Genomic DNA, 11,887 nt, shown 5'->3' on the forward strand with positions numbered 1-11,887 from the left:
GACAGACGGAGATGCGCGTGAAACGCCTCATGCTCTCGCTCATTGCAGCCCTGGTTCTGGCCGGTGCAGCCAGCACTATACTCAAATCGCATGCCCTGCTCCGCTCCGGTCAGAGCGGCATGGCGTCCATTCAGGACATGCAGACAGGTCAAACGGCCCGGCTGCCCGAACAGGACATCCAGGACCGCTCCGTCTTGTTTGGCAAAGAGCCGGCACCATAAGGCCGGCCGCTTCAGGCTGCGCGTCCTACTCCGCCGCGGCGGTTGCAGGCTGCGGTTGTCCGTCGTTCGGCCCGGTTCGCGCGTTCTGCTCGTCGAGCCAGAGCCTGTGGTGCTCGCGAGCCCAGTTGACGTCGACCTCGCCCGAGCCCATGGCCTCGAACGCACCTTCCATCCCGATGGTGCCGATATAGATGTGCGCGATCATCGCCGCAACAAACAGGACCGCCACGATCGAGTGGACGATCTGGGCCATTTGCATGCCCTCGATTCCCGTCCCGTAGAACGGGAACATCAGCGCATAGCCACTCGTCGCGACCAGCCCGCCGCCGATCACGACGATCCAGTAGATCATCTTCTGGCCGCCGTTGAAGCGATAGGCCGGCGGATGGTCATGCCCGATCAAGCCCCCGCCGCGCTTCGCCCACTCGACATCCACCTTGTTCGGGATATTGCCACCGATCCACATCAGGAAAATCAGAATGACACCGAGAGTGAACGGGAAGCTCAGATAATTGTGGGCAAACTTCGCCCATTGCGACCATTCCGAGAAAGCCTCGAAGCCGATCAGCGGCAACAGCAACGGCCGGCCAAACGTGATGTTCAGCCCGGAAATCGCCAGGACGATGAAGCAGGTTGCCGTCAGCCAGTGCACGAAACGCTCAAACGCGTTGAAGCGCACGATGGTGCGCCCCGACCGTCCGGCTTCAAGACGCACCATCCCGACGGTCAGATAGAAGATCACGATGGCCGCAATCATGCCGAGGATGGCAATGCCACCGATCCAACGCAGCGTCACGTTGCGGAATTCCCGCCACTCACGGCCCTGCGGCTGCTCGAGAACGCCGGAACGTTGATCGGGAATGCTGACGCGTCCCTGAATCCGGTTGAACTCCTGCAGAAGCTGCTGCTCCTTGACCGAGCTTGCCGTCGGATTGACCTGTTGTGCGCTCGCGGGCACCGCCACGACCAAGAGAAGCAGCGCGAAGGCGCCCAGCGCCAGACGAATGAACCTTCCAAACGACGCCATGACGTCCTCCCCGGTATTGCGCGCCCTTCGACTGCCCATGTCAGGACTCGATTGTCTCGCGATATGCGGTCTTCCAGCCCCATGCGCCCGAGCCATAGCCGCGCTTCATGACGCGCTCCTTGTAGATCTGCGCGATGATCTCGCCGTCGCCTGCAAGCAACGACTTGGTCGAGCACATTTCGGCACACAGCGGCAGCTTGCCTTCGGCCAGCCGGTTCGCGCCGTATTTCTCGTATTCCTCCTTGCTGCCGTCGGCCTCGGGGCCGCCGGCGCAATAGGTGCATTTGTCCATCTTGCCGCGAGAGCCGAAGTTGCCGACCTTCGGATATTGCGGAGCACCGAACGGGCAGGCGTAGAAACAATAGCCGCAGCCGATGCAGAGATCCTTGGAATGCAGCACGACGCCGTCGGCGGTGGTGTAGAAGCAGTTCACCGGGCACACGGCCGCGCAGGGCGCGTCCGTGCAGTGCATGCAGGCCATCGAGATCGATCGCTCGCCCGGCTTGCCGTCGTTGATGGTGACGACGCGGCGCCGGTTGATGCCCCATGGCACCTCGTGCTCGTTCTTGCAGGCGGTGACGCAGGCGTTGCACTCGATGCAGCGATCGGCGTCGCAGAGAAATTTCATCCGAGCCATCGTCGTTACTCCTAAGCCGCCGCGATTTGGCAGAGAGTGACCTTGGGCTCCTGCATGCCCGTCGCGGGGTCGTATCCGTAGGTCGTGATCGTGTTGGCGCTTTCGCCGAGCACGATCGGGTCGGTGCCCTTCGGGTAATTGCCGCGAAGATCCTTGCCTGCGAACCAGCCGCCGAAGTGGAATGGCATCCAGGCAACGCCCTTGCCCACGCGCTCGGTGACGAGCGCTTTCATCTTCGCCCTGGAATTGTTCTCGGCACCGGTGACCCAAACCCAGCCACCGTCCTTGACACCGCGCTCGGCGGCATCGGCAGGATTGATCTCGATAAACATGTCCTGCTGCAATTCAGCGAGCCACGGGTTGGTTCGGGTCTCCTCGCCGCCGCCCTCATATTCGACCAGGCGGCCGGACGACAGGATGAGCGGGAACTGTTTTGCAATCCCCTTCTCCACCGCCGCCTTCTGCACGGAGAACCCGATATTGGGCATGCGGAACTGCTTGGCGTCGGGCAGCGTCGGATATTTGGCGACGAGGTCGACGCGCGGCGTGTAGATCGGCTCGCGGTGAACAGGAATCGGATCCGGCAAGCCGAAGGCATTCATGCGTGCCTTGCCGTTGCCGTAAGGCACACAGCCATGGGCCAGCGCCACCCGCTGGATCCCGCCCGACAGGTCGAGCGCCCACGACACCGCGTCCGGATTGGCCGGATTGACCTTGTTGATCACAGCTATTTCCGCTTCGGTGAGCTCGGTGTCCCAGCCGAGCTTCTTCAGGCTCGCCAGCGTGAACTCCGGGTAGCCGTCCTGAATTCCCGACCCCAACGAGTACGAGCCGTCCGCCAGCAGGCTCACCTTCCGGGTCGTGCCGTCCGGCAACTTCTCTTCGCGCTCGATGCCGAACCGCGGCCGGAACGTGCCGCCGCCGTCCATCACGTGCAGATTGGTGTTGTAGAGCAGCGGCGTGCCGGGATGCTTGACCTCCGGTGCCCCCCAGCACGGCCAGGGCAGACCGTAATAGTCGCCTCCGACCTCGGGATCGTCCTTCGGTGCCCGCATCGATAGCATATCGAACTTGGCCTGGTTCTTCATGTGCGCCTTGAGGCGCTCGGGCGATTGCCCGCAATAGCCGGTCGACCAGCTGCCGCGGTTCATCTCGCGCAGCACATCCTCCGCTTCAGGAAGATTGTTCTCGACCTTGATTTTCTTGAACATCTGGTCGGCGAAACCGAGCTTCTTCGCCATCAGGTAGATGACCTCGAGATCATCCTTCGATTCAAAGATTGGCTTCACGATCTGCTCGCCCCATTGCAGCGAGCGGTTGGAGGCGACGCGGGACCCCTTGCATTCGAATTGGGTGGCGACCGGCAGAATGTAGACGCCATCCTTGCGGCCCGCCTCGACGGCGAGCGAGGCCCAGGTCGTCGGATGCGGGTCGGCAATGACGAGCAGCTCGAGCGCCTTCAGACCATTGAGGGACTCAGGAATGCGGGTGATGCTGTTGGAGGCGTGTCCCTGCACGAACACCGCCTTCACATTATCTCTCTGCGCGACCTGATCCTTGGGCAGCGTCACCGCGTCGAACCAACGGGTCAGCGGAATGCCCGGGGTTTCCATGATCTGCTTGGAGTCGAAGCGGGACTTCAGGAAGTCGTAGTCGACCTCCCAGACCCGCGACCAATGCTTCCAGGCGCCTTCGGCGAGGCCGTAGTAGAACGGCAGCGTGACGATATCGAGCCCGACATCGGTCGCACCCTGCACGTTGTCATGGCCGCGGAAGATGTTGGCGCCAGCGCCGGCCTTACCGACATTGCCGGTCATCAGGAGCGCGATGCAGCTCGCCCGCACATTGGCGGTGCCGACGGTCTTCTGGGTCTGGCCCATGGCCCAGATGAGGGTTGCCGGCTTCTCGGTGGCGAACATCTTGGCGACGCGCTTGAGCTGCTCGCCGGGAATGCCGGTGACGCGCTCGACTTCTTCCGGAGGCCACTTCTCAACCTCTTTCTTGATGTCGTCGAAACCGTAGACGCGCTGACGGATGAACTCCTTGTCCTCCCACCCGTTCTGGAGAATGTGCCACATCATGCCGTAGAGCACCGGGATGTCGGTGCCCGGCCGCATCCGCACATATTCGGTTGCATGCGCGGCCGTGCGCGTCAGGCGCGGGTCGATGACGACAAAGTTGGCCTTTTGCAGCTCCTTGCCCTCGAGCAGATGTTGCAGCGATACCGGATGCGCTTCGGCCGGATTGCCGCCCAAGACGACCTGTGTCTTCGCATTGCGGATATCATTGTAGCTGTTGGTCATCGCGCCGTAGCCCCAGGTATTGGCGACGCCGGTGACGGTAGTCGAATGGCAGATGCGAGCCTGGTGATCGGTGTTGTTGGTCCCCCAGAACGCGCCGAGCTTGCGGAACAGGTAGGCGCCTTCGTTGGTCATCTTGGCCGAGCCGAGCCAATAGACGGAATCGGGGCCCGACTTCTCGCGTACGGCTTGAAGCTTGTCGCCGACCTCGTTGATCGCGGTGTCCCAGGACACGCGTGTCCACTGCCCGCCCACGAGCTTCATCGGATAGCGCAGCCTCCGCTCGCTGTGCACGAGTTCGCGCACCGACGCGCCCTTGGCGCAATGCGAGCCTCGATTGATCGGCGAATCCCAGCTGGGCTCCTGGCCGATCCATACGCCGTTCAAGACTTCGGCAGTCACCGTACAGCCAACCGAGCAATGCGTGCAGATGCTCTTGCGGATGGTCGCGCCTTCGGTGAGCGGACCGGCCTTGGCTGCTTCCGCCTTACGCACGCTGCCGAGCGGCATGGTACCAAGCGCAGCAAGCGCGCCGCCGGCAACACCGGATTTGCGCAGGAAGCTGCGGCGGTCGAGACCGCCGGCCTGTCCCGCAAGAGACTCCATGACGGAGCCCCGGCGCAGGGAATGCTGGTATGTTCGCTTGATCAGCACGGTCAGCCTCCCTTGGCCGGATAACGATTGACGCGGTAATACGTCTTCACGTGATCGGATTCCTTGTAGCGGGCCTTGCGCTTTTCATCGTTGTTTTCGCTGTCCGCCTGCGCGGACCCGACGAGCGGCGTCGCAAGCGTCGCGCCGGCGCCGACCGTGCCGATGCCGACCTTGCGAAGGAAGTCGCGGCGTCCGACCTTTGCTTTCGTCTCGTCACTCATCGCATCTCTCCTGGACCAAGGCACCTCGGTCAGTTGGCGAATGTGAATGCTTCCGTCTCGATCTCGATGAAGGTGCGGCCGACCGCGCCGACCGCCCGATAGAAGTGGACGTTGCCGGCACTCTCCATGTCGGCGAACAACCGCCCCATCCAAGGTGACACATGCTTTTCGAAGAACGCGTGCTGCGCCTCGGGCGAAGCATTGAAGCTGCCGTCGGCAAGACCCGACATGGTCTCGCACAGGATGGCGGCGTGATCCTCAGGTTCGGAATTGTTGGCAATCCGCTCAATGCCGAGGCGCGTCAGATCCGCGCGCAGGCGCGACAAGGGCCGTTCGTTCAGAAAACCTGTCAGGTAATAGGAGGCGTAGGGCAACAATTCGCCACGGCCCAGCCCGACGAACAGATCGAAATACTGCCGCTCGACTTGCGCTGCGACCGCGCTCGCGGCGGCATCGGCCAGCGCCGCATGCGCACGCCCGAGCGGCGTCGCGTCACCGGCCAGCGCAGCGAGCCGATCGAGCAGACGTTTCGACGGAGGCGCAGACAGCAGTGTCGCCAGCAGCGCGTATTCCTGCGCACGCGCGGCATCGACGGGGTCGACCAGTTCTGCGGGCGTGGCCTGTTCGTAGAGATCGGGCCGTAAGTCGTTGCGGGGAACACCCGTCGCGGTTTCGACTGCAATCACCCGTTGTGCGGGCACGCGGGTCCAGTTCGAGATGGAGGGCTGGCTGATGCCGATTTTCCGCGCAAGCTGAGCTATGCCGCCTGCGGCACCGATCGCGCGTTCGAGCCCGTCATCACGCACGTGGACCTCCCATCCAAGAGTCCCGTCTGCTTGATTATTGTCTTTGTTTCAAAGCACTAGGGGAGCGTAATCCCGGTTCCAGAGCTGGTCAATTGCCGCCCATAGCCCGGACCTATAGCCTTTGGTCGTGCTGCTCAGCGCGGCAGTGCACCACCGTGGGTGCGGGGCCCGACGGGCTCCGCAAGATCCGCAGATCTGCCTGAGACCGTCGGTTGCACTGCAGCAGGGCTTGCCGCGCATTCCGTCGCGTTCGACTGCTCGACAGCATCGGATGCGACCGTCGCATCCGCTTGATGCAATTCCACGGGGGAATCCACTGCTTCAATCAACGCCTCTGGGAGAGACTCGACCGCCTCACGCACCCCGCCGACGACGCGATCGACAAGCGCGGCCAATTCCTCCGAGGAGCAATCGAGGGGTCCAAAGCCCGGCATCGCCGTCGGGTCGTTGAAGTCCCATGCATTCTCCGCAAGCCCGATGAAGTCGCGAATGGCGGGATCGGTCGCCCAGGCGCGGCGAAGAGCCGCACGGCTCAATTCCCGGGGAATATTCTTGCTCAGGAAGGCAGTGATGTCGGTCACCGCGTTGATGTCGTCGATCGACGGCAGGCTGGAGAGGTCAAACTCGCTCTCGACGTCCCTGCTCTCGGACGCGGGCGTGGGCTGTGCCTCGGCAGGCTTCGCCGGCTCCGCTCGCGATTCGCGCTTGCGGCGGGACCAACGCGAAAGGAACTCCTCCTCGCTCATTCCTGTCCGCCTTCATGTTCGCGCCGCGCCAACGCCTCCGGGTCGGCTCGGCGCCGCGTACGCTTGACGAACTCCCGCTCGACATGATGCTCGGCAACGAACTTTTCAATGACCTCAAGCAGGGCCTCCGGCATCGGCACCGCCTCGACGAGATTGTCGGCGGCTTCGGTAAAGCCCTCGCCCTCCGCAGGATCGGCGGTCACCGCCGCAACCGCATAGGGCCAGACGCCTTCCGATGGCGTCAGCACAGTCCACAGGCTTGGATTGCTTGAAGCCAGATTGTCACGATAGCGCGCCGTTTCGGACGGATAAAGTTCGATGGCGGCGCTTCCGGCATAGAACAGGGTCGTGTCGTCCTGCTCGCGAAGCACCGTCCAGGGTGTTGTGGCCGGCTCGTCCGGCAGGACGGCAATCCCGCGCCAGACGAAATCGGCCCAAGGCGAGGCCGCCTTGCGCCGCTCGACCACGACGCCGACAGGAATCGAGAGGGACGGCAGCGCAGCAGGGCTCATGTCGCCATCTCCAGACGTTTCACCGGCAGCCCGGTCAGCAGATTCTGCGGCTTCAACCGAAGCTTCTGATCGGGCGTCATCGACAGGATCAAGTAGACGGGCTCATTCCCGACATCGTCGAGCGCGTGGCTGGAATCCGCAAAGGTCAGCCGGAACAGCGCGAGCACGCGGTCCGCGGTCCGCTCGTCGAGTTCTTCGCCGCGCCAAAGACGGTCGCCGAGCCTGGTGGCGTCGGCGTCGAGCCCGACATACCAGCTCAGCTTGGCGTCCTGCAGCGCCCGCAGCGGCTCGATCGTCACGTTGATACCGAGCAGATGGGATACCCAACGCGTCATCGCCAGAGCCAGCGCCGCGGGTCCACGCCCATCGGGCGTGAGGTCGAGAGCCATGTCGAACTGGTCGCTGCGCTGCCAATAGGCCTGCGCATTCTCCTCGCTCAACACCTCGATCGTCGCATCAAGGGCCGCCCCCAGCATCGACATCAGAGAGAGCACCGGGGTCGGGCTCCGGCCGCCGACAATCTCCTCGTCGCCGAGCAACAGGGCCTGCTCATGTGGCAGGATGCGCTGGATCCGGAAGAACAGCTCGGCCGCGCGCAGCACGAACGGGTCGTCGCAACCGTCGAGCGCATTCCGCAGGATGACGTGCACGAGCTGGTTGACGAACAGCGGCGGCAGATCGTTCGCTCCGGACCGTACCGATGCAAGATAGGCGGCTTCGAGCGTCGGATGCCGCACCAGGAGATCGCGAAACGCCAGCACGAAGCGCCAATTCTCCCTCGCATCGGCATCGACGATCGCGGCGACTTCCTCCGCGCTGACCATGCGACGCGGCTCGGCGAGCAGCTCGCGGTGCAGCCGGCGTTCGACGGGGCACGCGTCCTCCGGCGGCATCAGTTCTGGACGGGCAAAATAGGCCTTGAGGAACTCATCGGTGACGCGGAGCCCGCCGCCCTCGTCGCGATCGAGCAGGTGATGGCCACACGCGATCCAGAAATCGTTCATCTGACGGTTGGCTCCCGGCCCAGATCCGCAAGCTTGAGAGCGCCGCCGGGCTCGACGTCGTCCTCCATTTCCATGAACGAGAACGCCTTGCTATGCCCCTGCCCTTCGCGGAGCTGCAGGCGGCGGAAGGACTCGCGCACCTCGCCATCGCTTGAGGTCCGGTGCACTGCAATAAGCGAGCTGATCGGATGGCTGCAGAGCGACTGCGCGAATGCGACCTCCTCTTCCGCAGCCATCTTGGCAACAGGCATATCCGGCGCGCCGAAGCGGTCGACGAGCTGCCCGGCTAGGAGATCGATCAAACCATGGTAGTCGTCCGCGGTGGCCGGAACGATCTGCGCCAATGTCGACCAGCCCCAGGATTGCACCCCGAGGAAGCCGCCGCGAAACGCCGCTCGCTCCTTGCCCTCGAGCCGGGCGCCGTCGCGATCCCAGAAGCGGAACGCGCCGGAGACGGCCCATTCGCCCGGCTCCGCGGCCACGTCGAACACGAAGGTATCGGAGGGATCGAGCGCGATGGTGCGCAGGAGCTTCACAGGCGCGGTCCTCCAAGGGAGGGATCAAGCCAGGACGGCGTCGCGAGCGCCTGCATGAGATCGCTTCGTTCGACCCGATCCGTTCCGATGCGGCGTGTCAGAACATCGCCGCGATCGTCGATGCGCTGAATCGTCTGCCTTTCACGCGGCATCCGGGTGAGATAATCGCGCGCAAGGCTATCAAAGCCATCAACCCGCCAGCTATCGAGCGCCAGCATCAGGTGCCGGGCAAAGCTCTCGGTGATCTGCGCGGCGCCGACCTCGCCAAAGCCTTCGTGATCCAGTGCCGAGACCAGCGGGTGAACGCCGGGATCATCATCGCTCATGGCAATTGTCCGGATCATGGCGCCGAACACCAGCCACGGCGGCGGCGCATCCTCGTCGGCATCGGAAGGCCAAGCCATGCGTCCGCCGCCGACCAGCCCGCCGTCGATCCTGACGGCATCCGGCCAGCCGATCGTGATCGGCTTGCTCGGGGGCGCATAGGCGCGAAGCGCATCGGTGAGAGCGACCATGCCGGCGTAAAACGCACGCCGCGCGCTGCGCAAGGGCTCGGCCGGCTCGAGCACGACGGCGAACTCCGCGAGGTCGAAGCGGCCGACATAGACGAGCGTGCCGGCGCCGCTTTCCGGTGCAATGCGGCATGCGTGGGCAAAAGCGTCGCCACTCTCGCGCAGCCGCACCAATGTGAACGGCGGCGGCAGGTGAATCGGTTCCGCCAGGGAAACATGGCTCACTGGGGTCGACGGCAGGCCGTCCTCCGCTTTCCTTTTCTTCCCGATGGATAATGTCTATACGAGACAAGGGGTCGGCGCGAGTCCATCGTCGGCGCCCGAACGGCGGAGGGGTTAACCTGGAGCAACCAGCGAAAACCATCCTGATCTGCTCGTGCGAAGGCACGATGCGCCTCGACGTGGCCGCGATCCGGCGCGGATGTCCGAGCAGCGAGATCAAGAGCTTTAGCCATCTCTGCGGTGCGGAGCTCGATCATTTCCGCAAGATCGCGGCAGCAGAAGGAGCCTTGACCGTTGCCTGCACGCAGCAGGCGGCGCAGTTCTCGGACGAGGCCGGCAACCGGCTTGATGCGATCAATTTCGTCAATGTCCGCGAAACGGCCGGCTGGTCGCGCGACGGCGCGCGTGCTGGCGCGAAAATGGCCGCCCTGCTCGCATCCGCGTCCGTTCCGGCCCCGGACTATCCGCTCGTCACCTTGTCGAGCCAGGGCGTAATCCTGATCTACGGACGCGACGAGGCCGCGATCGAGGCCGGCCGCCTGCTTGCGGATCATCTCGACGTCACGGTGATGCTGAAGCAGCTCGACGACATAACGCCGCCTGCGGCAACGGTCTTCCCGATCGTGAAGGGTACGATCCGCTCCGCGAAGGGGCATTTCGGCGCCTTCGAGCTTGCTATCGACAACTATGCGCGTCCCCGCCCCTCCTCGCGCGATCGCTTCGTGGTGGATGCGGCGCGAAGCGGGGTCACCTCGCGCTGCGACATTGTGCTTGACCTTTCCGGCGATATGCCGCTGTTTCCCGCCCACGACTTACGCGATGGCTATCTTCGCGCCGACACGAATGACCCCGCCGCGGTCTTGCGCGCCGTGCTGATCGCCCGCGATCTCGTCGGCAGCTTCGACAAGCCGAAATATGTCGATGTTGCGCCCGCTCTTTGCGCCCATTCGCGCTCGAAGCGCACAGGCTGTCATCGGTGCCTCGATCTCTGCCCGACCGGGGCGATCACGCCCGTCGGCGATCATGTCGCGATCGACCCGAACATCTGCGCCGGCTGCGGCCAATGCGCGGCCGCCTGCCCGACTGGCGCCGCATCTTACACGCTGCCGCCCGCCGATACGCAGCTGCAGCGAATTCGCGCCATGCTGCTCGCCTATCGCGAGGCCGGCGGCGCAAATGCCGTGCTGCTCTTTCACGACAGCCCGCATGGCACGCCGCTGATCGATGCCCTGGCGCGTCACGGCGACGGCTTGCCGGCGAACGTCCTTCCCTTTGCCGTCAACGAGCTCACGCAGCTCGGGCTGGAGGCGATCGTCGGTGCCTTCGCCTATGGCGTATCCGCCGTGCGCTATCTGCTTCGCGCAAAGCCGCGCCACGATGTGACCGGACTGTCGCAGACGATCGGCACGGCCGAGGCGATCCTTGGCGGTCTCGGATTTGCCGGCCGCCGCCTCGCCACCATCGAAACGGATGATCCCGATGCGCTCGGCGAACATTTGGCTGACATCGGCACCCTCGCGGCCGTCGCAACGCCGGCGACCTTCAAGACCGTAGGCAAGCGGCGCGACCTCTTACGCTTCGGACTGAGCGAGCTGCATCGTCTGGCGCCGAATCCGGTCGACGTGATCGCGCTGCCGAAAGGCGCGCCGATCGGTGCGATCCGCGTCGACGCCAGCGGCTGCACGCTGTGCCTCTCCTGCGTCTCGGCCTGCCCGACCGGCGCGCTACGCGACGACCCCGAGCGGCCCGTGCTGAAATTCATCGAGGATGCCTGCGTGCAATGCGGCCTGTGCCAGAGCACCTGTCCGGAAAAGGTCATCAGCCTCGCGCCGCAAATTGATTTCCGCGCGGCCCGCGCGCCCGCCGCTGTTCTCAAGGAGGAGGAGCCGGCGCTCTGCGTCCGCTGTGGCACACCATTTGGAGTGAAGAGCACGATCGACCGCATCGCTGCGAAGCTCGAAGGCCGCCATTGGATGTACCCGGCCGGCAACAAGCGGATCGAGACGCTCAGGATGTGCGCCGACTGCCGCGTCATCGTCACGAGCGAGCAGCAATTCGATCCGTTCAAGGGCGTTCCGGAACGAACACCGCCGCGGACGACGGACGACTATCTACGTCAGCGCGAGGGCAAGGACTAGACAAGACCACAAGACGTCTACGCAGGGGCAGGAAACCAGGGAAGCATCACCATGTCTCGTTTGATCACAGCTCTGTCGACGTGCATGATCTCCATCGCTCTCGCCGGCGGAGCGGCCGAAGCTGCCGCTCCTCCGCTCACCAAGACACAAAAGGTCGCCGTTAAGCAGGCGATCGTCAGCTGCAAAGCCGAAGCAAAAGGCAAGAAGATCGCTTGGCTGTCGCGCCGCAAATACGTCAACCATTGTGTCGCGGAAGCGCTCAAGGAGCACCCCGGCATCGACGTCATTCACATTCTCAAGCAACATCCGGAGATGAGGGATCTTCCGATGGACAATTGGGATTCGATCTGA

The 11,887-nt window shown here is 64.0% G+C and carries 13 protein-coding genes; 3 read left to right on the forward strand and 10 right to left on the reverse strand.

Annotated features, from left to right (window positions below; all coding sequences use genetic code 11):
• Positions 1 to 11 precede the first annotated feature (11 nt).
• On the forward strand, positions 12 to 221 hold the full coding sequence (locus XH84_RS27080) for a hypothetical protein (protein ID WP_128922528.1): 210 nt from the start codon (positions 12 to 14) through the stop codon (positions 219 to 221).
• A gap of 25 nt (positions 222 to 246) precedes the next feature.
• Here XH84_RS27080 and XH84_RS27085 read toward each other — a convergent pair whose 3' ends face one another.
• The 10 genes from XH84_RS27085 to XH84_RS27130 all read right to left on the reverse strand — a co-directional run bounded on the left by XH84_RS27085 (position 247) and on the right by XH84_RS27130 (position 9,401).
• The gene (locus XH84_RS27085) at positions 247 to 1,248 is read right to left on the reverse strand and encodes a formate dehydrogenase subunit gamma (RefSeq protein WP_128922529.1); all 1,002 of its coding nucleotides are present in this window, start codon (positions 1,246 to 1,248) and stop codon (positions 247 to 249) included.
• Positions 1,249 to 1,288: 40 nt separating this feature from the next.
• The gene (gene fdh3B / locus XH84_RS27090; protein WP_007592757.1) at positions 1,289 to 1,885 is read right to left on the reverse strand and encodes a formate dehydrogenase FDH3 subunit beta; all 597 of its coding nucleotides are present in this window, start codon (positions 1,883 to 1,885) and stop codon (positions 1,289 to 1,291) included.
• 11 nt (positions 1,886 to 1,896) lie between these two features.
• Positions 1,897 to 4,791 (reverse strand): formate dehydrogenase subunit alpha, encoded by a 2,895-nt coding sequence (locus XH84_RS27095; RefSeq protein ID WP_430641965.1) that lies wholly within the window; start codon positions 4,789 to 4,791, stop codon positions 1,897 to 1,899.
• A gap of 50 nt (positions 4,792 to 4,841) precedes the next feature.
• A complete protein-coding gene (locus XH84_RS27100; protein WP_128922531.1) occupies positions 4,842 to 5,060 on the reverse strand; it encodes a twin-arginine translocation signal domain-containing protein in 219 nt (72 codons plus the stop codon).
• Positions 5,061 to 5,089: 29 nt separating this feature from the next.
• On the reverse strand, positions 5,090 to 5,866 hold the full coding sequence (locus XH84_RS27105) for a molecular chaperone TorD family protein (RefSeq protein WP_128922532.1): 777 nt from the start codon (positions 5,864 to 5,866) through the stop codon (positions 5,090 to 5,092).
• 134 nt (positions 5,867 to 6,000) lie between these two features.
• Positions 6,001 to 6,612 carry a DUF3306 domain-containing protein gene (locus XH84_RS27110; RefSeq protein WP_128922533.1) on the reverse strand — a complete coding sequence of 204 codons (612 nt, stop codon included), beginning with the start codon at positions 6,610 to 6,612 and terminating at the stop codon, positions 6,001 to 6,003.
• Positions 6,609 to 7,124, reverse strand: coding sequence for a DUF3305 domain-containing protein (locus XH84_RS27115; protein ID WP_128922534.1), 516 nt, complete (start codon positions 7,122 to 7,124; stop codon positions 6,609 to 6,611). Before XH84_RS27115 ends, XH84_RS27110 begins: the two co-directional genes overlap by 4 nt.
• A complete protein-coding gene (locus tag XH84_RS27120) occupies positions 7,121 to 8,128 on the reverse strand; it encodes a DUF6352 family protein (protein WP_128922535.1) in 1,008 nt (335 codons plus the stop codon). The genes XH84_RS27115 and XH84_RS27120 overlap by 4 nt, the downstream gene beginning before the upstream one ends.
• Complete coding sequence (locus tag XH84_RS27125) at positions 8,125 to 8,664, reverse strand: DUF6505 family protein (protein ID WP_128922536.1); 540 nt, start codon at positions 8,662 to 8,664, stop codon at positions 8,125 to 8,127. Before XH84_RS27125 ends, XH84_RS27120 begins: the two co-directional genes overlap by 4 nt.
• Complete coding sequence (locus XH84_RS27130) at positions 8,661 to 9,401, reverse strand: biotin/lipoate--protein ligase family protein (RefSeq protein WP_245471867.1); 741 nt, start codon at positions 9,399 to 9,401, stop codon at positions 8,661 to 8,663. Before XH84_RS27130 ends, XH84_RS27125 begins: the two co-directional genes overlap by 4 nt.
• Positions 9,402 to 9,565: 164 nt before the next feature.
• On the opposite strand from XH84_RS27130, the gene XH84_RS27135 reads away from it, so the two are divergent.
• Together XH84_RS27135 and XH84_RS27140 are read left to right on the forward strand one after the other, a co-directional pair.
• The gene (locus XH84_RS27135; protein WP_128922537.1) at positions 9,566 to 11,536 is read left to right on the forward strand and encodes a 4Fe-4S binding protein; all 1,971 of its coding nucleotides are present in this window, start codon (positions 9,566 to 9,568) and stop codon (positions 11,534 to 11,536) included.
• A gap of 51 nt (positions 11,537 to 11,587) precedes the next feature.
• Positions 11,588 to 11,887: a hypothetical protein gene (locus XH84_RS27140; protein WP_245471868.1), complete on the forward strand. Its 300-nt coding sequence runs from the start codon at positions 11,588 to 11,590 to the stop codon at positions 11,885 to 11,887.

This window comes from Bradyrhizobium nanningense, from assembly GCF_004114535.1.
In the GTDB taxonomy this organism is placed as follows: domain Bacteria; phylum Pseudomonadota; class Alphaproteobacteria; order Rhizobiales; family Xanthobacteraceae; genus Bradyrhizobium; species Bradyrhizobium nanningense.

Bases quoted from the DNA above. Each gene is read 5' to 3' on its own strand.
- XH84_RS27135 (WP_128922537.1), top strand. From the start codon at position 9,566: ATGCGCCTCGACGTGGCCGCGATCCGGCGCGGATGTCCGAGCAGCGAG.
- XH84_RS27110 (WP_128922533.1), bottom strand. From the start codon at position 6,612: ATGAGCGAGGAGGAGTTCCTTTCGCGTTGGTCCCGCCGCAAGCGCGAA.
- XH84_RS27120 (WP_128922535.1), bottom strand. From the start codon at position 8,128: ATGAACGATTTCTGGATCGCGTGTGGCCATCACCTGCTCGATCGCGAC.
- XH84_RS27140 (WP_245471868.1), top strand. From the start codon at position 11,588: ATGTCTCGTTTGATCACAGCTCTGTCGACGTGCATGATCTCCATCGCT.
- XH84_RS27085 (WP_128922529.1), bottom strand. From the start codon at position 1,248: ATGGCGTCGTTTGGAAGGTTCATTCGTCTGGCGCTGGGCGCCTTCGCG.
- fdh3B (WP_007592757.1), bottom strand. From the start codon at position 1,885: ATGGCTCGGATGAAATTTCTCTGCGACGCCGATCGCTGCATCGAGTGC.
- XH84_RS27100 (WP_128922531.1), bottom strand. From the start codon at position 5,060: ATGAGTGACGAGACGAAAGCAAAGGTCGGACGCCGCGACTTCCTTCGC.
- XH84_RS27080 (WP_128922528.1), top strand. From the start codon at position 12: ATGCGCGTGAAACGCCTCATGCTCTCGCTCATTGCAGCCCTGGTTCTG.
- XH84_RS27095 (WP_430641965.1), bottom strand. From the start codon at position 4,791: ATGGAGTCTCTTGCGGGACAGGCCGGCGGTCTCGACCGCCGCAGCTTC.
- XH84_RS27115 (WP_128922534.1), bottom strand. From the start codon at position 7,124: ATGAGCCCTGCTGCGCTGCCGTCCCTCTCGATTCCTGTCGGCGTCGTG.